Below are 26,500 nucleotides of genomic sequence, written 5' to 3' on the forward strand. Positions count from 1 at the left end.
GGGCCAGCGTGTTGCCTGAATCGGCAACCATCCCCAGAGTGCCCCCGCAGCGCCCTGCCCGTGCTGGTCGCTCCGTCGGGGAGCAGTACCCCGCAGGCAGATCCGGGGCCAGGCGGCTCATGCCTGCTCCGGGGCGGCGAGACGACGGTAGATGCCCTGCACCAGGTCGTCCATGTTCTGCAGCGGCTTGATGTGGATGTCGGTACGCTCCACGCCGATGGCGATGAGTTCGGACGGCAGCTTGTAGTTGGTCGACCCCGTGTGGATGAGATAGCGCAACGTGGGCAGCACCTGATGGGCACGGATGATGAAATCGTTTCCGCTCATCCCCGGCAGGCGCATGTCGATGATGCCGACGTCCGGCCGATGGTGGGCCAGCAGGTCCAGCGCCTCTTCGCCGCTGCCCGCCGTGACCACCCGGAACCCCTCGTCCTCAAGGTACGCCTCGAGGTTCTCGCGCACCATCTCTTCGTCATCCACCACAAGGATGAGGATATCGGCATTGCTCATAGCTACCCCATACTGCCCCGATGCTTCCCCGCCCGGTGCGCCCATAGCCGGAATGGACGACTGCCGTCAGGATGAACGGCCGTCAGATACACTCTAGCCGGAGGCGGCGCGGCGCGCAACGCCGGAATGCACGCTGGCCGACTGGATTGCCCGGCAGAACGTATCATGCGGCGACGGCCCCTGCACTGCCCGGCTCGATCAGGACGCCTCGCGCACGATGGCCTGCTCGCGCCGCAGGGGGCACCACGAGGGGCGGTCCTGCTCCGGGTCCAGCGGGCGGTGCTTGGGCGTGGAAAGGTTGCAGCGGGCAGGTTCGCCCTGACTGCAGAAGGGACAGTCGCTGCACTTGCGGACGACGATGATCATGGCGGTATCCTTGGCGTGCCGCGCCGGGCGCGGGTTAGGGGCTGTCTTCAAATCAGGATTTTCGTTCGTTGGCAAGGAAAACGAGCCTGGCATGAGGGAGTGCCTCAGCCGTTAAGTGAGCGAAGCGAACTTTACGGATGAGGACCGCAGAGCGCCCCAGCCGTTGGTGAGCGAAGCGAACTTTACGGATGAGGACCGCAGAGCGCCCCAGCCGTTGGTGAGCGAAGCGAACCTTACGGATAGGGACCGCAGCGCGCGGATAAGGACAGCAACGCCATGGCAGGCGAAGATTGACGTAGCCAACGGACGAAAAGACAATTTCAAGGCAGCCCCTACATCATGTTGACGGGATCCAGGTCCAGCGAGATGCGCAGGTGGCTCGTGCCCGGGGTTGCACCGGCCGCTCCGAACAGCGCACGGATGCTCGGCCAGTCGTCGGCCTTCAGCAGACACTGAAAGCGCTTGCGCCCGCGCAGCAACGGCAGCGGCGAAGGAGCGGGGCCCAGCACCTGCACGCCGCGCTCGCGCCCCAGGCCGCGCACCGCGTTGGCGAAACGGGCCAGTTCCTCCTGCCCACCCGCGAAATCCATGGGATAGCTGATGCGCACCAGCGCAAGGCGCACGAACGGAGGGTAGCGCCGCCGCTGGCGGATGGCAATCTCGTGGGCGTAGAACCCTTCGTAGTCCGCCGTGCGCACGAAATTCCAGCAGTAGTGGGAAGGGTCGCGGGTCTGGATGAGCACCCGGCCCGGCTTTTCGCCACGCCCGGCCCGCCCGGCCGACTGCACCAGCAACTGGAAGGTGCGCTCCGCCGCCCGGTAGTCCGGCAGGTTCAGGCCCAAATCGCCGTCGGCCACCACGGCCAGGGTCACGTCCGGAAAGTGGTGCCCCTTGGAGAGCATCTGGGTGCCCACCAGCACCTGCGCCTCGCGCCGGGCAAAAGCCCCCAGGATTTCCTCCATCCGGCCCGGCCTTCTGGTGGAGTCGCGGTCCAGCCGCAGCACCTTGCCCCCGGCGGGCAGCAGCGCCGCCAGGGTTTCCTCCAGTTTTTCCGTGCCTTCGCCCATGGGCAGGTAGTGCATGCACTTGCAGTTGGGACAGGTGGCCGGATACGGCACGGAATGCCCGCAATAGTGGCACACCAGCCGTTCACGCCCCTTGTGGTAGGTAAGGCCAATGTCGCAGTGCGGGCAGCGGGCCACGGTACCGCAGTCCAGGCAGTACATCAGCGGGGCGTAGCCGCGCCGGTTCAGCAGGATCACCGCCTGCTCGCCGCGTTGCACCGTTTCGCGCAGGGCCGCGCCGCTCTGGGCCGCCAACACCGAATCGGTGGAGGAAAGATCCTTGATGTCCACCAGTTCCACGTCGGGCAGGGTGCCGCCACCGGCCCGCTCCGGCAGGGCCGCCATGGGCAGCCGCCCCTCGTGCATGGCGTGGAAGGTCTTCACGTCCGGTGTGGCGGATCCCAGCACCAGCAGTCCCGCCCCCTGCCCCACCCGGAACCAGGCCACTTCCTTGGCCTGATAGGCCAGCCCCTCGTCCTGCTTGAACGAGGTGTCGTGCTCTTCGTCCAGCACCACCACGCCAAGGTCGGGCGCGGGCAGGAACAGGGCCGAACGGGTGCCCACGATAAGGCACGGCTCGCTCCGTGCGGCCAGCGCGCGAAAGGTGCGCTCGCGCTGTGACGGCCCCTGGTAGCCGTGGAAAAAGAACATCGGCGCGCCGGGCAGGCGCTCGTCCACGTCGCGGCGCAGCTTGCAGGCCAGCGCCACCTCCGGGGCCAGCAGCATCACCGAACGCCCGCGGGCAAGGCATTCCCGCGCAAGGTCCAGGTATACCGCCGTCTTGCCGCTGCCGGTCACGCCGTACAGCAGGCGATGTTCCGCGCGCGACCCATCCAGCGCGGCCAGAAAGTCGTGCAGGGCCGCGCGCTGGTTCGCGTTCAGTTCAAAGGGGGCATCCGGCGGACCATACAGGCAGGCCGGGCCTTCACCCTCGGCGGCCTCGTCGCAGGCGCAGTCGGCCTCGTCGCGCCGGGTAACCGCCACAAGCCCGCGCTTCAGCAGCCCCTCCAGCGCCGTGGCCGCTGCCGCGCCAAGGTCGCGCAGCACAGCGCGGCGGCTGGCCGAGCCCTTTTCCCACAGGTATTCCAGCAGCTGCACCTGGCGCACGGCGGAAGGACGCACCGGCCACGGCGGGTCAGCCGTCACCGCGCACAGTTCCGCGTCGGCGGCGTCCTCGGCCTTGTCCAGCACCTCGCCCCGGCCCTCCATCCAGGCCAGCCCCAGACGGTGCAGCGCCGAAGGGTCCTTGTCCGCCAGGGGCACCAAGTCGCGAAACTTCAGCGTCCGCGCCCGGCCATCCTCGAAGAAACGCAACCGCACCTGGGTGGTGCGCAGGCCCACGGGCAGGAAGTTACCCAGTATCTGCCCCTCGCTCGCCGCCTGCCGCAACGCCAGTTGCCGCACCATGTCCAGATACCCGGCGTCCAGCAGCGGTCCGCGCTCCAGTGGCCACAGCATGGGCCGGGGCACCACGCCTTCCGGCAGCGCCCTGCCGTCTGCTCCACCGTTTGGGCCGCCGCTTGCCGCCGCGTGCGACTCGTCGTCCAGCAACACGCCCACTCGCACCGCGCCGTTGCCCAGCGGCACGGCCACCCGCGTGCCCCGACGCCATGCCTGTGGCGGCAGCCACGGAGGCACGGCGTACGTCAGCGTGGCGTACGGCGGACTGAGCAGCGCGACGGCGCGCAGCGATGGGGCGGTATTGGTGGGCATGCGCAAGGGGTACCAAAGAAGGGACAAGCACGAGAAGAGAACCGGGGGGCGGAAACTCCTCCCCCCGGCCAGCGTTCACGACATTCCGGAATACCCGAAGCCTACGTGCCGCTGTACGGCAGCAGCGGCTTGAGCTGGCGCACCAGCTCGTCGCGCAGTTCTTCGTCCTGCAAGGCAAAGTAGATGTTGGCGGTAAGGTATTCCGCCCAGTCGCCCGCGTCGAAGCGCATGCCGCGAATCTTCACGGCCAGCAGGCCCCGGTCGTCGGCCAGCATCTGCAAGGCGTCGGTGAGCTGGATTTCGCCGCCGTGGCCCGGCTTCATCTGTTCAAGGCAACGGAAGATGTCTGGGGTGAGCACGTAGCGGCCCACGATGGCCAGGCGCGAAGGCGCCTCGCCCAGCTTGGGCTTTTCCACCAGCTTGTTGACCTTGAAAATGCCGGGGGCGAATTCCTCGCCAGAGATGATGCCGTAGCGGTTCACCTTGTCGGCGGGCACTTCCATCACCCCGATGACGGGCAGCCGTTCGGAGGCGGCCACGTCGATGAGCTGCTTGATGCCCGGCGTCATGCCGAACATCAGGTCGTCGCCCACCATGACGGCGAAGGTTTCGTCGCGCACCACGTCCCGCGCGCAGAGCACCGCGTGGCCAAGGCCCAGCTGCTGCTTCTGGCGGATGGAGATGATGTTGACCATCTCGGCCACCTCGCGCACCTGCCGCAACATCTCGGTCTTTCCGGCGCGTTCCAGCACGCTTTCCAACTGCAGGTTGTAGTCGAAGTGGTCCTCGATGATCTTCTTGTCGCGGTTGGTGACAAAGACCACGTCGCCGATGCCCGAGCGGATGGCCTCTTCAACCACGTACTGCACCACCGGCTTGTTGTAGACCGGCAGCATTTCCTTCGGGATGTTCTTGGTGGCGGGAAGCGAACGGGTACCCCAGCCGGCGACGGGAATGACGACCTTGCGGATGTTCATGGGGGGCTCCTTTGGGATGTGTCGTCGTGTCGGCCTTCACGGTCCGGACGCATCTCCCGCGAGCCGAGGGCCTTCCGGTGTTCCCTGGCGCGCAGCGATGCACGGGGCGCCGAAGACTAACGCAGATGCTTCTGCACCGTCTCCGCCAGCAGCGAAGCCAGCCGCTTCACCTGCTCGGGGTCCTCGCCCTCCACCATCACGCGGCAGACGGCCTCTGTGCCCGAGTAGCGCAGCAGCACGCGGCCCCTGTCGCCCAGTTCCGCCTCGACCTTGGCCACTCCGTCGAGCACGGGCTGGCACTGTTCGAAGGGAATCTTCCGCTCCACATGAACATTGATAAGCTCCTGCGGGAAAAGCTGCAACTGGCCCGCCAGTTCGGACAGGGGCCGGTCGCGCTCGCGCATGATGCGCAGTATCTGCAGGGCGGCCATCAGGCCGTCGCCCGTGGTGCCGTGGTCCATGAAGATGAGGTGGCCGGACTGCTCGCCGCCCAGGTTCGCCCCTTCGCGGCGCATGGCCTCGACCACGTAGCGGTCGCCCACTGGGGTGCGCAGCAGCCTGCAGCCGCGCTCCTTCATGAACACCTCGAGCGCCATGTTGCTCATGACCGTGGCGACCAGGGTGTTGTTGCGCAACTCGCCGCGCCGCAGCATGTCTTCCGCGCACAGGGCCATGATCTGGTCTCCGTCGAGCACGGTGCCCTTCTCGTCCACCACGATGAGCCGGTCGGCGTCGCCATCCAGGGCCAAGCCCACGTCGGCGCGGGTTTCCAGCACCTTGCCAGCGGCCACGCCGGGGTACAGCGAGCCGCACTGGTGGTTGATGTTCAGGCCGTTGGGCTCGGTGCCGATCTTGATCACCTCCGCTCCCAGCTCTTCAAGGGCCAGCGGGGCCACCTTGTAATTGGCGCCGTTGGCGCAGTCGAGCACCACGCGCATGCCATCCAGAGTGAGGTGCGAGGGAAAGCTGTTCTTCAGGTAGACGATGTACCGGCCGGGAGAGTCCTCGATCTTGGCGGCGCGACCCACGCGTTCGGGCGCGGGGTAGTCCCACTGCCAGTCGGGGTCCAGCACCATGTCGGTGATCTTGTTCTCCGTCTCGTCGGGCAGCTTGAAGCCGTCCTTGTCGAAGAACTTGATGCCGTTGTCCATGAACGGGTTGTGCGAGGCGGAAATGACCACGCCAAGGTCGGCCCGCATGTTGCGGGTCAAAAAGGCGATGGCGGGCGTGGGCAGCGGCCCCACCAGGTACACGTCCATGCCCGCGGCGCACAGCCCGGCGGTAAGCGCCGACTCGAACACGTAGCCGGACAGGCGGGTGTCCTTGCCGATGACCACCCGGTGGCGGCGTTGACCGTTACGGAAATGCGTACCCGCCGCAAGGCCCAGACGCAGGGCCACGTCGGCGGTCATGGGATAGATGTTCACCTGGCCGCGCAGGCCGTCGGTGCCGAACAGGCGTTTGCCCATCTGCGAATCCTCTCTGGATTGTGCGTTGGCGGCCAGCGCCGCCGGTGCGCCTCACTACAGCATTTGGCGGGGTTCTTCAATCGTCGGCAGGGGCCGCGAAGGCCGGGGGTCGCCTGGGGCACAGCGCCCGGACAGCGCCCGGACAGCGCAACGCCCTGAGGAACGCGCCCGGTGCTACTTGCGGAAGGTCACGTTCACCGCGTCGGGCGAAATGTCCTTCAGCCGCACCTTCTCCGGCAGGTCCACCCGCACCGGCAGCTTCGCCTGGCCGGGCATGGTCCCCACCGGAACCTCGGCGTACACGCGCACCCCGCGCAGCGCGACCTCGTCGGCGGCCACCGAGGCGGGCATTTCCAGCAGCAGCGTGACCGTGCGCGGCGAAACCTGCGCCCGCAGCCCCTGCGGAGGCCGCACGGACACCTCGCGCTTCAGGGTGGTTTCCTTGATGCGCACGCCAAGGGTGAACTGAACGGACACCGTGGGGGGGATGGATTCCGTGGCCTCGGGCAGAATCGGGGTGGCCTGAACCTCCATGGACCCCGCCTCGTCCAGCGCGGGTGCAGCCACCGCCACCTTCACCTTGTCGATGCGCGAAATCAGCGTTTCCGGCCCGCGCAGATGCACCCTGGGAGGCACCACCTCGGTCTTGTCGATGCGCAGGTCCACGGGCAGGATGCCGTTCAGGTCAACGGTGACCGGCACGTCCTTCTCGCCGATGGCGTCCACCTCAAGCGTCAGCCGCGAGGGAATGATCTCCACCACCTCGAAGGCCCGCGCCTCGGGCAGCTTTTCGGCCGTCAGGGGCACGATGTTGGTGCCGCGCTTCAGCCCGCTGAGGTCGATGGCGTAGTTCAGGTCGCGCGAATTCATGACGCGCACCAGCCCCTTGGGGCCGCGCACGCGCACGCTGACCTTGTTGACCAGCCCTTCGCGCACCACGAGGTTCTGGGGAATACCCTTGAATTCCAGCCGCACCTCGCTCACGACTTCCACCCGTTCGCGCCCGGTGACCATGTACCAGAGGGTGACGGCCATGACGAAGGCCATTATGGCATATTGCCAGTTGGAACGCACGGCTACTTCTCCAGGATGTTCTTGAGCACGCGCTTCAGGCGCGTGGCGTCGAGGCTGGTGGTCAGCTTGCCGCCCACGGCCACGGTGACGGCCCCGCGCTCTTCCGAAACCACCACCGCCACGGCATCGCTTTCTTCGGTGATGCCGAGCGCGGCGCGGTGCCGGGTTCCGAAGTCCTGCCGGTCCACGGTGGCCAGCGGCAGGATGCACGCGGCCGCAGCCAGCTCGCCCTTGCGGATGATCACCGCGCCGTCGTGCAGGGGCGTCTTGGGAAAGAAGATGGTGATGAGCAACTCGCGCGAGAGCGCGGCACCCAGCTTCACCCCGCGCTCGATCATGTCGCCCAGGGCCACGTTGCGCTCGATGACGATGAGCGCGCCGATCTTGCGCTGGGCAAGGTACAGCGCCGCGCCGATGATCTCGTTCAGGGTGTCGTCGGCGGTGGTCTTCTTGCGAAAGAAGCTGCGCGCGCCCATGTCTGTGAGGGCCTGGCGGATGTCGCGCTGGAACAGCACGATGATGACCAGGAACAACGAACCGAAAAAGCTCTCCAGCAGCCACCCCAGCGTGTACAGCCCAAGCTCGCGCGACACGAAATAGGTGACCACCAGCAACAGCAGCCCGTAGATGGCCGACACGGCGCGCGTGTCCTTGACCATGACGATGATGCGGTAGAACAGCGCGGTGACCAGCGCTATGTCCAGAAGGTCGCGCCAGTTGGCGGTGACGTTCTCGAGTCCCAGCATCAGTTCTCCGTCCGTGGCGCGGGGGCCATGGCTTGGGTAAGGCGCAGGGTGCGCACCGTTTCCGCCACGTCGTGCACCCGGTGGCACAACACGCCGCGCGAGGCCAGCAGGGCCGTGGCGACCTGCGTCGCGCCGCCGCGCTGCCCCTGCCCCAGGTCCAGCAGCCCGCCGAACAGCGACTTGTTGGAAAGTCCCATCAGCACGGGGCGCCCCAGGGCGTTGAAGCGTTCGATGTGGCGCAGGATCTCGAAATTGTGTTCCGTCAGCTTGCCGAAGCCGATGCCGGGATCAAGCAGGATGCGCGACTCCGGCAGCCCCGCCCGCACGAGCACATCCATCTTTTCGTGAAAGAAGTCCAGCAGCGAATCGAGCACGCTGGCATAGGACGGGGCATCCTGCATGGTTTCCGGGCGGCCCAGGCTGTGCATCAGCACGTAGCCGGGCTTGTAGTGGGCCAGCACGTCGAGCAGGCCGGGGTCGAAGGCGCATGCGGAAATGTCGTTGATGATGTCCACGCCCTCGTCCAGCACCGCCGCGGCCGTGCCCGCCTTGTAGGTGTCCACCGAAAGCAGCGGAGCGCCGCCCCCCGCGCGGGCCGCGTACCCGTCGCGGATGCCCCGCACCACGGGCAGCACGCGCGCCAGTTCCTCTTCCAGGGGCACCGGCTCGGCGTAGGGCCGCGATGATTCGCCGCCGATGTCCAGCACGTGCGCCCCCTCCGCCGCCAAGCGCAGGGCGTGGGTGACCGCCGCCTCGTGCGAGACGTAGCGCCCGCCATCGTGGAACGAGTCTGGCGTGACGTTGACGATGCCGAAGATGACGAAGGAAACCGGAGAAACGGGGGAGCCAAAGGGAGCAGGGGGGGCGGGCGTCACCGCCCTTCCCCCCCTTACGGTCCAGATAGCCTGTTGCGCGTGGCCGAAAGCCGTCGCCATCAACGCCCCGCTTCGCCGCTGCCGTCGCCCGACCGGTCGCCAGACCTGTCGGAGCCCCGGTCGGACCCGGAATCGTCGGCTTCCAGGGTGAATTCGTCGCGCCCGGCGGCGTCAGCGTCCGCTGCGGTCCTGGGGGCCGTGCCCGCCGTTCCGGGTGCGGGCTGCGCGCCGGAGGTTGAAGACGCCGCGTCGCCCTGGCCAGACGCGGGGCGCTCCCCCGCGCGGGCGGCCACGCCCCCGGCCGTGCCCCGGTTGTTGGGCTTTTCCGGCGGCAGCGGTTCGCCGCGCATCAGGATGTCGATGTCCGCGCCGCTGATGGTTTCACGTTCCAGCAGCGCGCCGGCGATGGCGTGCAGCGAGTCGATGTTCTCTTCGAGCAGGGTGCGGCAGCGCTGCCGGGCCTCCTCGATGATGCGCTTGACCTCGGCATCCACCAGGCGGGCGGTTTCCTCGCTGAAGTTGCGGGAATGCGCCCATTCGCGGCCGATGAACACCTCTTCGCCGTGCTCGCCGATGTTCAGCGGGCCGATGGCCTCGCTCATGCCCCATTCGCAGACCATCTTGCGGGCCATCTTGGTGGCGCGCTCGATGTCGTTGCCCGCGCCGGTGGTGATGTCGTTGAACACCACTTCTTCGGCCACGCGGCCGCCCAGCAGCAGCGCCAGGTTGTTCAGCAGGTAGCTGCGCGAGTAGCCGTGACGGTCGCCCTCCGGCAACTGCATGGTAATGCCGAGGGCGCGACCGCGCGGAATGATGCTCACCTTGTGTACCGGGTCGGAACCGGGCAACAGCTTGGCGGCCAGGGCGTGGCCCGCCTCGTGGTAGGCGGTGATGCGCTTTTCCTCGTCGCTCAGGATGAGGCTGCGGCGCTCCTTGCCCATGAGCACCTTGTCCTTGGCGTACTCGAAGTCACCCATGTCCACGGTGTCCTTGCCCACCTTGGCGGCCTGCAGGGCAGCCTCGTTGACCAGGTTCTCCAGGTCCGCGCCCGAGAAGCCGGGCGTGCCCTTGGCGATGACGTCCAGTTCCACGCCGGTGGCCAGGGGCGTGCGGCGGGTGTGCACTTCAAGGATGCGCTTGCGGCCCCGCACGTCGGGGGTGGGCACCACCACCTGGCGGTCGAAGCGGCCGGGACGCAGCAGGGCCGGGTCCAGCACGTCGGGGCGGTTGGTGGCGGCGATGAGGATGACACCCTCGTTGGACTCGAAGCCGTCCATCTCCACCAGCAGTTGGTTCAGGGTCTGTTCGCGCTCGTCGTGGCCGCCGCCAAGGCCGGCGCCACGCTGACGGCCCACGGCGTCGATTTCGTCGATGAAGATGAGACAGGGCGCGTTCTTCTTGCCCTGCATGAACAGGTCGCGCACGCGCGATGCGCCCACGCCCACGAACATTTCCACGAAGTCGGAACCGGAAATGGAGAAGAACGGCACGCCCGCCTCACCGGCAACCGCACGGGCCAGCAGGGTCTTGCCGGTGCCGGGGGGGCCGACCAGCAACACGCCCTTGGGAATGCGCCCGCCAAGGCGGGTGAACTTGCGCGGGTTGGACAGAAACTCCACCACTTCGCTCAGTTCTTCCTTGGCCTCGTCCACGCCCGCCACGTCCTCGAAGGTGACGCGGGCCGATTCCGGCGTGATCATGCGGGCGCGAGAACGCCCGAACGACATGGCCTTGCCCCCGCCGCCCTGCATCTGCCGCATGAAGAATATCCACACGCCGATCAGCAGCAGCATGGGGAACCAGGAAACCAGCAGGGTCATGTACCAGGGGGCTTCCTCCTGCGGTTCCGCCTTCACCTCGACCTTCTGGGAGATGAGGCGCGAAACCAGCTCGGGATCATGCGGGGCATAGGTCTGGAACGCCTTGCCCTCGGAGGTTTCGCCCACCAGTTTCTGGCCCTGGATGGTCACGCGCAGCACTTCGCCGCGTTCGACCTTCTGCAGGAATTCCGTATAGGTAAGACGCGCCTGCGTCCCCTGCGGCTGATTGAACAGGTTGAACAGGACGACCATGAGCAAAGAGATGATCGCCCAGAGAATCAGATTGCGCGAAAACTGGTTCAAGTCTGGCCTCCGTGCGGAAGTGAGCGTCCGTCGTGCGGACGATTCTTCTTTTTAAGTCGTCGGGAACTATTTGACAATGCGCGCGCGCGCACTTTCCCCGGCTTTTCGGGCAAGCCGCACCGTGCGGCATGCCCTGCACCATCACGGACCCGACCAAAGAGCGCAAGCCCCCACGTACGCGCCTGCGCACGCCGTCACCCACCAGCCTTCCCTGCGACGGCGGGCAAGGCGGACGCGCCATACCCGTTGCGGACTGGCGCCGCAGGTCCGCAACGCCGCCAGTCCCTTGCCGCGCCCGCGCGATTCTGCTAGATACGCCGAACCCTCGTGGAAGCGTTTCGTCACCGGTGTGGCGCCCGGTCTTCAAAACCGGTGGTGGGCAGAGATGTCCATGGTAGGTTCGACCCCTATACGCTTCCGCCACGATGCCAAGGCCCCGGTTTCGGGGCCTTTTTTTATCGTCTCCCCGCCCCTGCGACTTTTGTCCGCCAATCCGGCCTGACTTGCATTCGCCGCGCGCACGGCGCCAACGCGTGCGCCACCGGCCCGCAAGGCCGCAAATCCCGCGCCAGCATACCGGACGCCCCAGCAGCAGGCCCGTCATGGCATCCTCCCCCCCGTGCACGTCTCGCCACGTCCGTTCCGGCCCCCGCGCGCCGACTGCGCGCTGAACGTGCGGCTCTGGCTTGCCCTGACCGTGCAGGGTGCCGCCCCCGTATCGGCGCTCGCCAACGAAGACGCCAAGCCCTCGGCGGGCGTCGGACCCTGCGGTGCTTTTCTGCTGCTGAACACCGTCTACCCGCCGTACTCCGTTGCCCTCGGTGACGGAGGGGGGCGCGACTGTCCGTCGAGCACGCCCCTTGAACGAAAACAATTTCGCCAAGTTGCGCACCGGGCGCATGGACCTGTGACTGAACAACGGCACGGTGGACGAAGCCTATCGGCCCAGTCAGCCCGACCTGGATGCCGCCGTGGGCGAGGCGGACCGGCCCGTGCGCAGCTACCCGCTGCACATGGCCTTTTCCCGCAGCTCACCGCTGGCCGCCCGCCTGCCCGAAATCAACCGGGCATTGCAACGGATGCACGCCGACGGCCCCCTGCGGCGCATCCTTTCAGCGGAGTTTCCTGAGCTGCACTGACGCGCGCAGCCGCCATCCTCCGCCCGCCGCTGGTCGCCCGCGCGTTTTTCATTGCCATTCAGCACGCAAACGAAAAAGGCCCGCCTCGACCGGAATTCCGGCGAGGCGGGCCTTGTGATTGCTGCGTATCCGCGTGGACCCGCGTCAGGCTGACGTCAGCGGGCGGATGTCACTGCGGGCGTCACTGCGGACGTCGGGGCGCCGGTGTTACCAGCGGGGCGGACGGGGAGCGCGGGGCTGGGCTTCGTTGACCTTCAGGGCGCGGCCGCCGAAGGAGTAGCCGTTCAGGGCTTCCACGGCGCTGCTGGCGTCGGCGGCTTCCATTTCGACGAAGCCGAAGCCACGGGGACGGCCGGTTTCACGGTCGGAGATCAGCTTCACGCTGAGCACCTGGCCGTGCTGGGAGAACAGGTCGCGGATTTCGTCTTCGGAGGCGGAGAAAGGCAGGTTGCCCACATACAGAGACTTGGACATCAGGAAAACTCCTTGCAGGGAAAATGGGGGGGTTCGCTCGTGCGAAAGATCGGGCAGAAACTCTGTAGGTGGGATGCCTATCGACTCGCCGAAACTCTTGCCACAAGCCCGTGCCGATCCCGACGCACGGCACACCCGGAGCATCGACCGACACGATTGGAGAATTAGTCGGAGTTTTCCGGGCGGTCAAGTAGAATCTGTCACAATTCCGCCTGAAAACGTTGCGACCTCGCCCGGCTACCCCAAGCCTATATCCGCACCCCCATCAAACGTCCCTTGCTACTGCCCCACTCCGGCAGGCCCCACGGTCAGCCCGGCGGCCCCCGGCGCTGCCGGTTCTCCGGCATTTCCGGCGTGTCCGGCCCCGGCGTCCTGCGGTTGCCCGCCCTTCGCCAGCGTCTCGTAGGCTTGGACGATGAAGGCGTTGGCCGCGCGCCGCTGCTCCAGCTTCGCGAGGTTGCGCGCCGCGCGCACGGAATACTTGATGGTGGCGCGGGTCTTGGCCGCCTCGCGCACCACCGCCTGCAGCACATCCTCGCGCGGTTCGGGCCGGTACATGACCTCGGCGGCGGTGATGGCCACGGCGAACTTGCCCGCCTCCAGCGCGCGCGAGGCGGCCAGGGTCAGCGCCTGGTCACGCGCATCCTTGTAGTATCTGCCGCTGGAGGCCTGGGTGACCATGGCCATCCATTCGTTGTCCGATGCCGTCTCGTCCGCCGTGTTCAGGGCCGTTACCTCGGCCTTGAGTTCGGCGGACAGCAGGGCAGAGCCGTCGTCACCCTGCTCCGTCACCTGGCCGCTGCCGGGCAGCAGGCCGGAGACGGCCAGCAGGTTGTACAGCGCCCAGCTGAACAGCACGGCCAACAGTAGTGCGGGGATGAGCTTCTTGTTGCGTTGCATGTCATCCTTGTGCGACCCGTGCCACAATGCGCCGGGCCATGTTGCGGCGGGCCGCCCCCCTGCCGGAAGGCGGCCCGCTTTCAGGTCGTTGATCGGCGATCTGGCCTATGAGGGTAGCTGGGGCTGTTTACGCCATGAGGACAAGCGGTCCATGACGCAATGACGCATGGTTCTAGTCTTCCAGCCAGTCGGCCAGTTCTGCCAACTGCGCCGCCACGGACGCGGGGCCGGTGCCGCCGGGCATTTCGCGCCGGGCCACGGCGGCCGCCGGGTCGAGCACGGGGTACACGTCGTCGCCGATGCGGTCGCAGATGGACTGCAGGTCGGCCAGGGGCAGTTCCTCCAGCGTGACGTTGCGTTCCTCCGCCAGGGCCACGGCGGCCCCGGTCAGGTGGTGCGCCTCGCGGAAGGGAATGCCCTTGCCCACCAGGTAGTCGGCAAGTTCGGTGGCGTTCAGGAAGCCCGCGCGCAACGCGGCGCGCATGCGCCCTTCATTGAAGCCCAGTTCCCGCAGCATGCCCGCCATGATCTCCAGCGACGCCGATACGGTGCGGTCGCAGTCGAGGAACGGTTCCTTGTCCTCCTGCATGTCGCGGTTGTAGGTCATGGGCAGGCCCTTCACCGTGGTGAGCATGGCGGTCAGCGCGCCGTACACGCGCCCCGTCTTGCCGCGCATGATCTCGGCCACGTCGGGGTTCTTCTTCTGGGGCATGATGGACGAACCCGTGGCGTAGGCGTCGGGCAGCCGCACGAAGCCGAAGGCCGGGTTGGCCCAGATGATGATTTCCTCGCACAGCCGCGACAGGTGGGCCATGATCGTCGCCCCGCAGAACAGCGATTCGAGCACGAAGTCGCGGTCGGACACGGCGTCCATGCTGTTGCGGAAGGTGCCGTACATGTCCAGTTGCTCGGCCACGAAGGCCGGGTCCAGCGGATAGGTGGTGCCCGCCAGCGCGGCCGCGCCCAGCGGGCACACGCGCGCCCGGCGGTCGCAGTCAGCCAGGCGTTCGGCGTCGCGGCGCAGCATCCACGCATAGGCCAGCAGGTGGTGCCCAAGGCTTACCGGCTGGGCGGGCTGCATATGGGTGCAGCCGGGCAGCAGCGTGGTTGCGTGCTCGCCCGCGCGTTCCGCCAGAACGCCGACCAGGTCGCGCGCAAGGCCGCGCCAGGCGCGGATGCGGTCGGACACGAACAGACGGAAATCCAGCGCCACCTGGTCGTTGCGGCTGCGGCCGGTGTGCAGCTTCTTACCCACGTCGCCCACCAGTTCGGTGAGGCGGCTTTCGATATTCATGTGCACGTCTTCCAGTTCGCGCCGCCAGACAAAGGCGCCGCCCTCTATCTCGGCCAGCACCATGTCCAGCCCTTCCACGATGCGCGCGGCCTCGTCCGCCGTCAGCACGCCCTGCTTCGCCAGCATGCGCGCGTGCGCCTTGGAGCCCGCGATATCCTGCGCGTACAGGGCCCGGTCGAACGAGACGGATTGGGTGTATTCCTCGACCAGGGCGGCGGTGGCCTGACGGAACCGCCCGCCCCACATCTTCTTTTCGGCCATTGCTGGTCCCTGCCGTTGCGGCGGCTTGGTACGCGTAAGGCCCCCCATACGGGAGGCCCCACGGAACATGCTGAACATATTGACCGCCGAAGGGGCACCCCTCCGGACGGAGCGTCTAGCCCTTCTTCACCCGCTGCGCATACCCGCGCACGCGCAGGCCCTGCAGCTTGATGAAGCCCGCGGCGTCGGCGTGGTCGTAGGTGGCACAGTCTTCAAAGGTGGCCAGGTCGTGGCAGTACAGGGTGTTGGGCGAGGTGCGGCCCACCGGGTAAGCGTTGCCCTTGTACAGCTTGAGACGCACGGTGCCGTTGACGGTTTCCTGCGTCTTGTCGATGAAGGCCTGCATGGCCTCGCGCTCCGGCGCGAACCAGAAGCCGTTGTACACGGCCTCGGAGTAGCGCGGAATCATCTGGTCGCGCAGGTGCATGGATTCGCGGTCCATGCAGATGCCTTCCAGGTCGCGGTGGGCGATGTGCAGCACGGTGCCGCCGGGGGTTTCGTACACCCCGCGCGACTTGATGCCCACGAAGCGGTTTTCCACCATGTCCAGGCGGCCAATGCCGTGCCTGCCCGCAATGGTGTTCAGGGTGCGGATGATGGTGGCCGGGCTCATGGCTTCGCCGTTGACGGCCACCGCATCGCCCTTCTTGAACTCGATGGTGATGTATTCCGGCGTGTCCGGGGCCTGTTCCACGGGCACGGCCATGACGTGGCTGTTGGGACCGGGTTCGCACCACGGGTCTTCCAACTCGCCACCCTCGAAGCTGCAATGCAGCATGTTGCGGTCCATGCTGTACTGCTTGGACGAGGTGGACAGGGGAATGCCATGCTTTTCCGCAAAGGCGGTAAGGTCGGTGCGCGAGCGCAGGTCCCAGATGCGCCATGGGGCGATCACGTCCAAGTCGGGGGCCAGGGCGTTGACGGTAAGCTCGAAGCGCACCTGGTCGTTGCCCTTGCCGGTGGCCCCGTGGGCCACGGCCTGCGCGCCTTCGGCGCGGGCGATGTCCACCAGGCGCTTGGCGATGAGCGGACGAGCGATGGAGGTGCCCAGCAGGTAGCGGCCCTCGTACACCGCGCCGGAGCGCATCATGGGAAAGATGAAGTCGCGCGCGAATTCCTCGCGCAGGTCTTCCACGTAGGCGCGGGTGGCGCCAGTGCGCAGGGCCTTGGCGTCAACGCCGTCCAGGTCCTCTTCCTGCCCGAGGTCGGCGGTAAGGGTCACCACCTCGCAGCCGTAGGTGACGGCGATCCACTTCAGGATCACCGACGTGTCCAGCCCGCCGGAATAGGCGAGCACGACCTTCTTGATAGCCTTGGCCATGTCGTTTCAGCCCCGTTGTGCGGTAGTTATGCGGTATGTTGTGCGGTATGTTGTGCGGTATGCGTCGCGCGGCACGTGCCGTGGCGCGGTGTTATTCCGAAAGCGCCCATTCCAGAATGGCCTTCTGGATGTGCAGACGGTTTTCTGCCTGGTCGAAAATGATGGACGCCGGGCTTTCCATGACCTCGTCGGTCACTTCCTCGCCCCGGTGGGCAGGCAGGCAGTGCATGAACTTGGCGTCGGGCGCGGCAAGGGCCATCATGGCCGAATCGACGCAATAGCCCTTGAAGGCGGCCTCGCGCTTCTTCTGCTCCTCTTCCTGGCCCATGGAGGCCCACACGTCGGTGTTCACGTAGTGCGCGCCGTCCACCGCCATGAGCGGGTCGTGCGTCAGGAATATCTTGGCCCCGGCCTGCATGGCGAAGCCCAGCAGGTCGCGGTCGGGCTCGTAGCCTTCGGGAAAGGCCATGAACAGCTCGAACGGGAAATAGATGGCCGCCTCGATCCACGAATTGGCCATGTTGTTGCCGTCGCCCACCCAGGCCACGCGGACCTTGGAAAGGTCGGGGGTGCGCTCGTACATGGTCAGCACGTCGCCCATGACCTGGCAGGGGTGCCCTTCGTCGGTGAGGGCGTTGACCACGGGGATGGAGCCGTATTCGGCCAGTTCGTCGATCTTCGACTGGCCGAAGGTACGCACCACCATGCAGTCGGCATAGCGCGAGAGCACGCGGGCCGTGTCGCGCAGGGGTTCGGAGCGGCCAAGCTGGCTTTCCGCCGGGGTCATGAAGATGGTGGAGCCGCCAAGGTGGCGCACCGCCATCTCGAAGGACACGCGCGTGCGGGTGGACGCCTTCTCGAAGATGAGGATGGCGGTCTTGCCTTCCATGATCTTGCCCCGGTAGGCGGTGTCCTTCATTTCCTTGGCGCGTTGCAGCAGCTTCCAGGCGCCCTCGTAGCCGAGGTCCCTGATTCGCTTGAAATGTCTGGGCATGGCTCCATCCTTGTGTTGCGGCACTGCGGAACGTGATGCGGAAAAGGGTTTCCTAGCCTCAAAGCCCGCCGCTTGTAAAGAATGCAGCCCGTCCGGGGACCGGGGAAGACACGGGCCGGAGGGGCGCAAGAGGGAAGGGCCAGCTAAGTGCCGCCGCGCCCTCTCCCCCCGCGTTTCGCCACGCAAGCTCGCAGGGCTCTCATTCATGGGGCAACCGCTGCGCGCCCCTGCGTTCTGCCAGTCAGAAATCTTAGAACGCCGGGATTGCGCTCCCATGCCCCCCTCCGGCGAGCATCCCACCCAAGAGGAGTCATAGGGCGACACCCGAACAGCGCGTTTCAAATTGAATTAGCGCAGAACGTGTGCCATTAAGTTTTGTAAAGAACGCGCAGTGAAGGCACGGCGGATATCCTGCCGCCCCCCATACGCATGCCCCGCCACCCACATGAAATACCAAAACGAATTTTCATACTGGCAGGCCACATTTGTCGGCGAAGGGCACACGTTCAGCAACGCCCACTACGCCGGACGCATGCTGCACCTTGCCGGAGAACCGGACGACGACTTCATGCGGGGCAAGATCGTGGCCGACTTCGGTTGCGGGCCACGCGGCAGCCTTGCGTGGACGCAATGTCCGGCGCTGCGGATAGGCATCGACGTTCTTGCGTCGACCTACATCGACGCATTTGCGGATGTCATGCTGCGGCACGGCATGGTGTACGTGACATCCACGGAACGGACGATTCCCCTGCCTGACGACTTCGTGGACATCATGTTTACCCTCAATGCAATGGACCACGTGGACGACTTTGCGCAAATGGCCACCGAAGTGCTGCGCGTTCTCAAGCCCGGGGGAACGTTCATCGGCAGCTTCAACCTGCACGAACCCACGACGGACTGCGAGCCCCAGACCCTGACGGAAGACATCATCCGTAGAAACCTGCTCCACAGGCTACACGTCACGTCCTACCGCGCAGCCATAAAGCATCCGCAGAACCCCTACAAATTTCTCCATGAAAACAAACTAGCCAGAACACTGGTCCCCGACGAACAGTACGTTCTCTGGGTAAGGGGAGACAAGCGTCCCTGACCTGTCCGCACGGTGGCTTCGCGAAGCCCCGTCCCGATTGACGCCCGCCCGCCCCTGTGGTGAAACCGCGCCATGAGCATCAGCCGCACCCCCAAGAAACGCACCGCGCCCATCGCGCCCACCACTCCGGAAACCATCACCGTGCACACCGACCACGTGCGCGGCTACCGCAAGCGCACCGCCCGTCACGCGGACGAGGTGGTCTTTCAGGTGGTGGTGGAGGAAACCGACCTGTGGGTGACCGCACACGCCGGTCTGCCCGGTCTGCCAGACCTGGCCGACCTGCCCGACCGGATCGCCGCCTACGTCACCGAACTGCGCGGCCAGATCAAGGCGTGGATGCTGCTTGCGCCAGACTTTCGCACCAGCCTCGTGCCCGTGCCCACGCCCGACAGCGCGCCGGAGGTGGCGCGGCGAATGGCGCACGGGGCCGACATCGCCGGGGTTGGCCCCTTCGCCGCCGTGGCGGGCACCGTGGCCCAGATGGTGGCGGAGCGCTTTGCCCCGGTGTCGCCGGACATCATCGTGGAGAATGGCGGGGACATCTACATCTGCTCCCGACGCGACCGGGTGGTGGGCCTGCTGCCCGACCCGGCCAGCGGCGAGATGATCGGCGTGGTGGTGAAGGCGGCGGACTGCCCGGTGTCGCTGTGCTCGTCGTCGGCCACCATCGGCCATTCGCTCAGCCTGGGCGTTGGCGACATCGCGGCGGTGCGGGCGCGCGACGCCAGCCTGGCCGACGCGGCGGCCACCCTGTTCGGCAACATGCTGCAAGGGCCGGACGACGTGGCCCGCGTGACCGAGCGCGCGGCGGCCATGGCGCACCTGGGCATAGAGGGAGTGTACGCCCAATGCGGCGGGCGCGTGGGCATTTGGGGCAACATGGAGCTTGCCGTCGCGTAGATGGGGGCGGCGAGTAGCCGGAAGGGCGGCGACACGCACTCGAAGGCGAGGCCGGGGACGGGACGCCGCGAAGCGGACGCACTGTCCAGCCCACAGACGACACGCGTGGACAGCCGCCCCTCGCACGGCCAAACGGCGCGGAGGCCACATGCCGCCTATGGCTTGTTACGCCCGCGCTACGCCCTATCGGGCCTCGTAGCTTTCCCGGATATTCCTGAACAATTCCAAAAGAAAACGGTCCGGAACCGTATCGCCGTTGATGGCGAGGCGCGAGAGCCGGGTGACCAGGTTGCCGCTGGGCGTGGTGACCGGCTGCAAGGTCAGTTCGTGGGTGCGGCTGCCGCCCTGCCTGCCGATGGCCGGTTCATCCGTGGTCATGCGCAGCACCCAGGCGGAGCCGGAGCGCCCCCACCCCATGGACACGCGGTGCCGCCGCGCGGCGTGGCGTTCCACCAGGGCCAGCAGCTCGCGCAGGGTGAACGCCTTGTCCCTGCCGGACACGCCAAGGAACTCGCCGTTGCGCCGGATGACCAGCGGCCGCTCGAACAGGGCGGCAGGCGGCATGGAGGAAGCGCCCTTGCCGCCGGATGTCTCGTCGGACGTCGCGCCGGACGTTGTGCCAGACGCCCCGCCGGACGTCGCGCCGGATGCACCGGCCTCGGTAGACGAGGGACCGGCATCGGCGGCTTCGAACTGGGCCGAAGAGAAATCTCCATCGGCGGTTGATCCGGTCGGAGAGGCCTCCGCGTGGGGGTTCGCTCCTGTTCCTCCGTCGGAATCGACACGGGAGCCGACACCCGCCGCTCCAGAGGCGGCGGTGTAGTAGTCATCCACGAGCCGGGTCACGGCTTCGGCGCGTTCGCGGCGCAGCAGTTCCAACGCGCCGTCCAGCCGCGCCGCGCGCTCGTCGAAGGCGGCCAGCAGTGCGTCGCGGTCCGCGCGCAGTTCCTCCACCTGGCGGCGCAGGCTGGAAAGCTCCGCCAGCATGTGCCCTTGCACCTGCAACAGCGTGGCCATGCGGTCGAGCATGCCGGGCAGCCCTTCCACCGCCTGGTCTCCATCCGGACCTTGCGCCATGCCGTGCGGGAACCCCCGCGTCCCGCCATCCGCGCTGCCGTCGAAATCCTGGAGCCGTTCCCGGCGGTATGGTTCCGCCCCCGCGCCGGATGCCCGCGCCCCCGCGCCGTCAACGCCGCCCGTTCGTGCGGGCCGGTGGGGATCACCGGGCTGTCCACCCTGCGCCCCCGGCCCGCCCTGCGCGGACAGCATCGCCGTCAACTCCTCCAGCCGTTCCTCGATCTGTTCCGCCGCCACGTTGCGCGTGTACATGCTCCTGATCTCCCTGAAGATGTCCAGCACATGCACGGGATAGCGCAGCCGCCTGCCCCGCCCTTCTCCGGCGGGCAGGAAGCGCGCGAACCTGTCCTTGTAATAGGCGATACTGGAGGGAGGCACGTCGAGGCGGCGGGCGATTTCGCGGAGGGTCAGCAGTTCGCGGATCATGGGGAAGTGCTCCAGTTCTTGTTGTTGCACAGTTGCGCGTGACGAGCACTTTGTCAAGAAATCCGCATAAAAATATTCTCTAGAAAATAGTACAACAACCTTCGGCTAGTAGTGCAACATTCCTTGGACATTGACGGTCACACTGCGCGGGCACGACGCGGAGAGGCAAAACCCCGCCGCGAGCGGGGTAGGTGCGGGAGCCCGTGCACACCCTGGCTGGCGGGCAAGAAAGGTGGATTGCTGGAAGCCCGTAGGGCGAGACGGCAGGCGGTGCGCGAGATACGCATCAGACTGGGGCGCTATGGCTCCCATCCGGCAAGGGACTGCGGGACGGTAGGTCGCAGGGTTGCGCACCGGCAACGGACTCCTGCCAACCACGGGCTGGCATCGCCATACTTGTCGGTTCCCATGCCGCCCGCCACATGGCACCCGCTGCCGCCCCACAACCCGCTTGACTTCCCTTGCCAACTTCCATAACTAGCACATCTCGCTTCTGGCGGAGGCATCCGCCGCGAGCACGCGCGCAGACGGGCCCGAGGGCGCGGACTGGGCGTGAAAGCCGGAGTAACTCAGTTGGTAGAGTAGCTGATTCGTAATCAGCAAGTCGTGAGTTCAAGTCTCATCTCCGGCTCCAGAAAAAAGCAAGGGGTCAGGCGCAAGCCTGACCCCTCTTTTCGTGCGCGGGCAATCCCCCGTCAGACGCCATGCCTCCGATAGGCGTTGCGCCCGCCGTGCTTGGCTTCGTACAGTGCAGCATCGGCCTCGGCCAGCATGCCGTCCAGGTCCTGCGGGCCGCGCGGCACCCGGCACGCGGCACCCACGCTCACGGTGAAGGGCACCCCCCTGCCCTGCTCCGCCGCCTCCAGCCCCGCCCGTTCCATGCCCTGGCGGATGCGTTCTCCCACGAGGTCGGTCACCGCGCCGTCGGCGTCGGGCAGCACGGCGGCGAATTCCTCGCCGCCGAAGCGGCAGGTGGCGTCGTAGCCGCGCACCAGCGCGGGCAGCGCCGCACCGATGCAGCGCAGCACCGCATCGCCCATGGGGTGGCCATGCGTGTCGTTGACCCGTTTGAAATGGTCCACGTCGAAGATGATCACCCCCACGGGCGTGCCCTTACGGGCGGCCAGGGCCAGGGCGGGCTCCACGACGGACAGGAAGTGGCGGCGGTTGTGCAGGCCGGTGAGGGCATCGGTGGTGGCCAGGCGGTGGATGTGCGCCTCGTACCGTTCGCGCAGCACCACCACGAACCACACGCACCCGATGAACGCCAGCGCCTGCAACAGCAGCAAGCCGACCATCTCCATATGCGGCACGGCGGGAATGTCCGCCCCCTCGTGCCGGGCCAGCAGGTACCCGCCCCGCAGGAACGTGAACGCAGCCAAGGCCAGGTACGCGCCGCCGGTAGCGCCATGCAGCCGCCGCGACGCCACGTTGCGCGTGGTGAGCAGCAGCACCCCGCCGGGCAGAAACAGCACGGCCGCCGCCATGGACTGCACAAAGGCCCGCACCTCGAAGGGCCGCCCGGCCACGGCAACGGCCAATAGCACATGCAGCGTCACCACCCCCGCAAGCACTGGCAGCAACTTCGACGGACGACCGGTGCGCACCCGCACGATGGCCAGCGCCTCGAATCCCAGCCCCACCAGCAACAGAAACCGGAACGGCGGCATCACGTCCGACGCCGCCGTGGCCAGGCCGAAGCCCAGCCAGCCCGCGGCCTGCACGCCCTTGCCCCACGCCAGCAGACGCAGGTCGTGCCCGTCGCCGTCCAGATGGCCGTGCACCAGCAGCAGCGCCACGGTGACGGCGCACAACACGCACAGCGCAAGGGAAAGAGAGGCCATGAGCCGTTCCTCCGTGGTCGTTGTGGGCCACAGGTGCGCGGCGGCGTTCAGCGGCGGGGCAACACCTCGCGCACGGCCGCCGCCACGGTGTCGGCAAGGGCCGCCGTCAGCCCGCTCTGGGCCGTGACCAGGGCGGCATAGTCATCACCGGCGGGCCGTCGCTCGACCATCCGGCCACGGCGCAACGTGGCGCCCGAACGATCCAGCAGCGCCCACCAGGCGTCCAGCACCACCGTGCCGCCAAGGCTGCCGTCCAGCCGGATCACATCCACGGTCACGCGGATGTCGGCGTCGTCGGCCTTTACGCCGGGAAACACCAGCACGTGCTCGCCGCCCAGCGAGCGCGAAACGTCTTCGGCCAGCACGCGGGGCAGGCTTTCGGCCAACGGCTCGGCCCAGCGGTCGAATTCCGCCAGCCCCAGCCGCACGCCGTCGCCCTCGCGGGTGACGATCTGCGGACGGTCAAGATACGAGGCAACGTTCACCGGCCCCACCGCCACCCGCGCCTGGGGCGCGACAGGCAAGACGCGTGCACTGCCCCCCGCCGGAGGCGAGAGCAGATAGAACCGCGTGGCGGCGCTGCTGCCCGCGCAACCGGCCAACAACAGACAGGCCAGCAGCGCCAGCAGAAGGGCCAGCGATGGCATCCACGGAACCGTCGGCACGGGACGATGGCAAAGCGAAGCGGCGTTCATCAGCGATACTCTCCTTTGCCTCGCAGCAAGGCCTCGGGGTGACGTTCCAGATACTCGGCCAAGGCCCGCAGCGACCGGGCCGCGCCGCCCATCTCGCGCAGGGCCTGCTGCACCTCGGTCATGGTGCGCGAATCGTCGCGGATGGTTCCGTGGGCGGCGGCCAGGGCCGACTCGGCCCGCGCGGACGCTGCCGCCAGCGACTTCAGGGTCTGGGTGGCCTGGGCCAGGGTGTCCGGCAGTTGCCGGTCCAGCTTGTCCGCCAGCGCGCCGTAGCGTTGCGCCGCCCCGGTCACGGACTGGCCAAGGGGGGCCACCTGGGCGTTCAGGGATGCGGCCAACTGGCGCACTTCCTTCAGGGTGTCGTTCAGGCTGGCGGCCGTATCCGACACCACCGGCGAGTTCACCAGCTTGTTCAGCCCGGTCACCGCTTCGTTCAACTGCGCCATGATGCTTTCGATGGGCAGGTTCTGGAGCGTGCGGGTCAACTCCTCCATGGGCGAGGGCAACGTGGGGATTTCGCGCAGGGTTCCGTCGCCGCGCAGCACCAGCGGGCTGCCGGGTTCGAAGTCGACCTCGATCATCAACTGTCCGGTGACGAAGCTCTGCAACGCCAGCCGCGCCCGCATGCCCTTTTCCACCAGCAGGTCCAGCACCTTGCCGTCCGCCTGTCGCTTGACCACGGTGCCATCCTTCATGTTCAGGATGCGCTCCGGATCGAACTCAATGAACACCGGAATGAAGAATTCCAGGGTATCGGGGTCGTGCAGCAGCCGGATTTCGGTCACGCTGCCTATGGGCACGCCCCGGAAGACCACGGGCGCGCCGATATTCAGCCCCCGCACCGACCCCTTGAAGTAGAGCACCAGTTGCGGCCGGTCCTTCATGAACCTGCCGGAGCCGAACAGCAGCACCGCCGCCGCCAGCAGCGCCAGCGCCCCCACCACGAACGCGCCGAGCATGGCCTTGTTGGCTTCGCGCGCCATTACCGTTCCTCCTTGCCGCAGGATGGTGCATCCGGTCCGATGCCGACTTCCTCCGTCGCGCCCGTTTCTTCCGGTCCGGCCGGGGGTGCCCCGTCCGGTGGCGCTGCCCCCGTCACGGGGCCGGGCCTGCGCGCCGCGCCCATGGAGGATTCGCCACGGGTCAGGAAGCGCACGGCCTTGGGGTCGCGCGCCTCGCGCAGGATGTCGTTGGGGTTGCCGCCAGCGGTCATGGTGCGCGTTTCCACGTCCAGGAACACCGAATTGGTGCCGATGGCGAAAATGGACGCCAGTTCATGGGTGACCACCACGATGGTGGTGCCCAGACTCTCGCGCAATTCCAGGATCAGGTCGTCCAGCAGCCGCGCGCTCACCGGGTCCAGCCCGGCCGAGGGCTCGTCGAAGAAGACGATTTCCGGGTCCAGCGCAAGGGCCCGGGCCAGCCCGGCGCGCTTGCGCATGCCGCCGCTGATCTCCGAGGGGTAGAACCGCTCGAAGCCCGCCAGCCCCACCAGGGCCAGCTTGAAGGACACGATGTCGGCGATCTCGGCGCGCGAAAGCCTGGTGTACTGCTCCAGCGGCAGGGCCACGTTTTCCGCCAGGGTCATGGAGCTCCACAGCGCGCCGCTCTGGTACAGGATGCCCGCGCGGCGCATCACCGCGTCGCGCACGGCCGGGGGGCCGCCCCAGAAGTCTGTGCTGCCGTACTGCACGGTGCCCGAGGCGGGCTGCTTCAGCCCCACCAGCACCTTGAGCAGGGTGGATTTGCCGCAGCCGCTGCCGCCCATGATGATGAAGATGTCGCCGCGCCCGATGTCGAAGTTCAGCCCGCGCATGAGCACGAACGAGCCGTAGGCCACGGTCAGGTCGCGCACCCGGATGTGCGGCGCGGGGGGCTGGATGGCGGAAGATGGCGTGGTCTGGTTCATATGCCCAGCACCTCGCAGGCCACGGTGATGAACGCGGTGCACAGGATGATGGACACGATGCCGCTGACCACCGCCGCCGTGGTGGCCGCGCCCACGGCCGAGGCGCTGCGGCCGCAGCGCATGCCGTGGTAGCAGCCGCACAGCGCCACCACCACGCCGAACACCGCCCCGTGGGTGATGCCTATCCACACGTTGGCCATGGTCATGGCCTCCTGCGTGGCGATCAGGTACTCCATGGGGTTCAGGTCCAGCATGAACACCCCCACGATGAACCCGCCCGCCATGCCCATGAGGTCGGCGTAGATGGTCAGCAGCGGCAGCATCACCACCAGGGCCAGCAGGCGCGGCAGCACCAGTTGTTCCACCGGGCGCAGGCCCATGGTGGCCAGGGCGTCCACCTCTTCGTTGACCTGCATGGTGCCCAGGATGGCCGCATAGGATGCACCCGTGCGCCCGGCCATGGTGATGCCGGTCATGATGGCCCCCATCACCCGCACCATGGCGATGGCCACCAGGCTGGCCACGTAGATCTGCGCGCCGAACACCCGCAGTTGCACCGCGCCCACGAAGGCCAGGATGAGCCCCACCAGCAGGCTGATCAGCGAGACGATGGGCAGCGCGGCGGAACCGCTTTCGGACATGAACTGCAACAGGTCGCGCGGCCGCATGTCCGCCCGGCCGCGCGCAAGGCGGGCCAGCGCGGACGCCACCTCGCCGATGAAATCAAGGACGCTGCCCACGGGCTTGGGCAGTTCCAGCACCTTCGCGCCGATGCGCTCGAAAAGGCCGGGCCGTGCATCGCTGCGGGCGGCCCCGGCGCGCTCGGGCACGGCGAAGGCAAGGTCCACCAGCCGGGTCAGCCCGGCGGGCAGGTCGCTGGTGTCCACCGAAAGGTTGCGTTCGCGGCAGGCGCGGATCACCCCGGCCACGAAGATGGCGAGGCTGCTGTCCCAGTCGCCCAGCCCTTCGGCGGCCAGGGATACGGCGGCCACGCCCGGCTCCTGCAGCCTGGCCATGGCCGATGTCCGGGCCGCGCCAGCCAGCGGGGCGGCAAGGTTCCATGCCCCGCCCACGGCAAGGCGCAGCAGGATGCCCCCTTGCGTGCCGGAACTGGAGACGGTGAGTGTGGCGTGCGGTGGCATGGCGCATCCGGGTAATGGCGCTACAGGGTGTAGGAGCCGGGAGCGGTCACAGCCGGGCGTGCCGTTTCCGGGCGGCTATGCCCCGGATTCTGCCGGGGTGGAGAACACGCGCCA

The 26,500-nt window shown here is 67.4% G+C and carries 23 protein-coding genes and 2 tRNA genes; 5 read left to right on the forward strand and 20 right to left on the reverse strand.

All coding sequences use genetic code 11. The features are described from left to right. Positions 1–117: 117 nt before the first annotated feature. From RVX_RS10045 to ftsH, 9 genes are all read right to left on the reverse strand, one after another. A complete protein-coding gene (locus RVX_RS10045; RefSeq protein ID WP_116305743.1) occupies positions 118–510 on the reverse strand; it encodes a response regulator in 393 nt (130 codons plus the stop codon). Positions 511–708: 198 nt separating this feature from the next. After that, entirely contained in the window at positions 709–876 is a 168-nt protein-coding gene (locus RVX_RS10050) for a hypothetical protein (RefSeq protein ID WP_172596559.1), read from the reverse strand. A gap of 332 nt (positions 877–1,208) precedes the next feature. Next, entirely contained in the window at positions 1,209–3,653 is a 2,445-nt protein-coding gene (gene priA / locus RVX_RS10055; protein WP_116306523.1) for a replication restart helicase PriA, read from the reverse strand. 101 nt (positions 3,654–3,754) lie between these two features. After that, a complete protein-coding gene (gene galU / locus RVX_RS10060) occupies positions 3,755–4,630 on the reverse strand; it encodes a UTP--glucose-1-phosphate uridylyltransferase GalU (RefSeq protein WP_007520995.1) in 876 nt (291 codons plus the stop codon). A gap of 116 nt (positions 4,631–4,746) precedes the next feature. Continuing rightward, a complete protein-coding gene (gene glmM / locus RVX_RS10065) occupies positions 4,747–6,099 on the reverse strand; it encodes a phosphoglucosamine mutase (RefSeq protein WP_116305744.1) in 1,353 nt (450 codons plus the stop codon). A gap of 174 nt (positions 6,100–6,273) precedes the next feature. Beyond that, positions 6,274–7,173: a YbbR-like domain-containing protein gene (locus tag RVX_RS10070; RefSeq protein ID WP_116305745.1), complete on the reverse strand. Its 900-nt coding sequence runs from the start codon at positions 7,171–7,173 to the stop codon at positions 6,274–6,276. 2 nt (positions 7,174–7,175) lie between these two features. After that, positions 7,176–7,919, reverse strand: coding sequence for a diadenylate cyclase CdaA (cdaA, locus tag RVX_RS10075; RefSeq protein WP_116305746.1), 744 nt, complete (start codon positions 7,917–7,919; stop codon positions 7,176–7,178). Beyond that, a complete protein-coding gene (gene folP / locus RVX_RS10080; protein ID WP_116305747.1) occupies positions 7,919–8,854 on the reverse strand; it encodes a dihydropteroate synthase in 936 nt (311 codons plus the stop codon). The genes cdaA and folP overlap by 1 nt, the downstream gene beginning before the upstream one ends. Then, a complete protein-coding gene (gene ftsH, locus RVX_RS10085; protein WP_116305748.1) occupies positions 8,854–10,917 on the reverse strand; it encodes an ATP-dependent zinc metalloprotease FtsH in 2,064 nt (687 codons plus the stop codon). The genes folP and ftsH overlap by 1 nt, the downstream gene beginning before the upstream one ends. Positions 10,918–11,246: 329 nt before the next feature. On the opposite strand from ftsH, the gene RVX_RS10090 reads away from it, so the two are divergent. Together RVX_RS10090 and RVX_RS10095 are read left to right on the forward strand one after the other, a co-directional pair. Further along, positions 11,247–11,340, forward strand: a tRNA-Sec gene (locus tag RVX_RS10090). Between the two features lie 503 nt (positions 11,341–11,843). Beyond that, complete coding sequence (locus tag RVX_RS10095) at positions 11,844–12,056, forward strand: hypothetical protein (RefSeq protein WP_116305749.1); 213 nt, start codon at positions 11,844–11,846, stop codon at positions 12,054–12,056. A gap of 207 nt (positions 12,057–12,263) precedes the next feature. On the opposite strand, the gene RVX_RS10100 is transcribed toward RVX_RS10095, so the two are convergent. The 5 genes from RVX_RS10100 to argF all read right to left on the reverse strand — a co-directional run bounded on the left by RVX_RS10100 (position 12,264) and on the right by argF (position 17,300). After that, positions 12,264–12,530 (reverse strand): RNA recognition motif domain-containing protein, encoded by a 267-nt coding sequence (locus RVX_RS10100; protein WP_007528059.1) that lies wholly within the window; start codon positions 12,528–12,530, stop codon positions 12,264–12,266. A 279-nt stretch (positions 12,531–12,809) separates the two neighbouring features. Next, entirely contained in the window at positions 12,810–13,430 is a 621-nt protein-coding gene (locus tag RVX_RS10105) for a hypothetical protein (protein WP_116305750.1), read from the reverse strand. Between the two features lie 172 nt (positions 13,431–13,602). Then, entirely contained in the window at positions 13,603–14,985 is a 1,383-nt protein-coding gene (gene argH, locus RVX_RS10110; RefSeq protein WP_116305751.1) for an argininosuccinate lyase, read from the reverse strand. Positions 14,986–15,100: 115 nt separating this feature from the next. Then, positions 15,101–16,306, reverse strand: a complete 1,206-nt coding sequence (locus RVX_RS10115; protein ID WP_116305752.1) for an argininosuccinate synthase — start codon at positions 16,304–16,306, stop codon at positions 15,101–15,103. A 91-nt stretch (positions 16,307–16,397) separates the two neighbouring features. Next, positions 16,398–17,300 carry an ornithine carbamoyltransferase gene (argF, locus tag RVX_RS10120; protein WP_116305753.1) on the reverse strand — a complete coding sequence of 301 codons (903 nt, stop codon included), beginning with the start codon at positions 17,298–17,300 and terminating at the stop codon, positions 16,398–16,400. Positions 17,301–17,745: 445 nt separating this feature from the next. Here argF and RVX_RS10125 point away from each other — a divergent pair, with 445 nt between their 5' ends. Together RVX_RS10125 and RVX_RS10130 are read left to right on the forward strand one after the other, a co-directional pair. Further along, positions 17,746–18,390: a class I SAM-dependent methyltransferase gene (locus RVX_RS10125; RefSeq protein ID WP_116305754.1), complete on the forward strand. Its 645-nt coding sequence runs from the start codon at positions 17,746–17,748 to the stop codon at positions 18,388–18,390. A 72-nt stretch (positions 18,391–18,462) separates the two neighbouring features. Then, entirely contained in the window at positions 18,463–19,293 is an 831-nt protein-coding gene (locus RVX_RS10130) for a UPF0280 family protein (RefSeq protein WP_230404536.1), read from the forward strand. A gap of 183 nt (positions 19,294–19,476) precedes the next feature. Here the strand turns inward: RVX_RS10130 and RVX_RS10135 are convergent, their stop codons facing one another. Beyond that, positions 19,477–20,826 (reverse strand): coiled-coil domain-containing protein, encoded by a 1,350-nt coding sequence (locus RVX_RS10135; RefSeq protein WP_230404538.1) that lies wholly within the window; start codon positions 20,824–20,826, stop codon positions 19,477–19,479. Between the two features lie 528 nt (positions 20,827–21,354). Between RVX_RS10135 and RVX_RS10140 the strand changes: the two genes are divergently transcribed. After that, a tRNA-Thr gene (locus RVX_RS10140) sits at positions 21,355–21,430 on the forward strand. A 61-nt stretch (positions 21,431–21,491) separates the two neighbouring features. Here the strand turns inward: RVX_RS10140 and RVX_RS10145 are convergent. Genes RVX_RS10145 through RVX_RS10165 form a run of 5 tightly spaced genes read right to left on the reverse strand, consistent with a single transcriptional unit; the run spans position 21,492 to position 26,386 of the window. Next, on the reverse strand, positions 21,492–22,640 hold the full coding sequence (locus tag RVX_RS10145) for a GGDEF domain-containing protein (RefSeq protein ID WP_116305756.1): 1,149 nt from the start codon (positions 22,638–22,640) through the stop codon (positions 21,492–21,494). A gap of 47 nt (positions 22,641–22,687) precedes the next feature. Next, positions 22,688–23,335, reverse strand: coding sequence for a PqiC family protein (locus RVX_RS10150; RefSeq protein WP_230404539.1), 648 nt, complete (start codon positions 23,333–23,335; stop codon positions 22,688–22,690). After that, a complete protein-coding gene (locus RVX_RS10155) occupies positions 23,335–24,318 on the reverse strand; it encodes an MlaD family protein (protein WP_116305757.1) in 984 nt (327 codons plus the stop codon). Before RVX_RS10155 ends, RVX_RS10150 begins: the two co-directional genes overlap by 1 nt. Further along, the gene (locus RVX_RS10160; RefSeq protein ID WP_116305758.1) at positions 24,318–25,244 is read right to left on the reverse strand and encodes an ABC transporter ATP-binding protein; all 927 of its coding nucleotides are present in this window, start codon (positions 25,242–25,244) and stop codon (positions 24,318–24,320) included. Before RVX_RS10160 ends, RVX_RS10155 begins: the two co-directional genes overlap by 1 nt. After that, the gene (locus RVX_RS10165) at positions 25,241–26,386 is read right to left on the reverse strand and encodes an MlaE family ABC transporter permease (protein WP_116305759.1); all 1,146 of its coding nucleotides are present in this window, start codon (positions 26,384–26,386) and stop codon (positions 25,241–25,243) included. The genes RVX_RS10160 and RVX_RS10165 overlap by 4 nt, the downstream gene beginning before the upstream one ends. Positions 26,387–26,500: the final 114 nt, after the last annotated feature.

This window comes from Nitratidesulfovibrio sp. HK-II (assembly GCF_003402415.2).
Taxonomy (GTDB): domain Bacteria; phylum Desulfobacterota; class Desulfovibrionia; order Desulfovibrionales; family Desulfovibrionaceae; genus Cupidesulfovibrio.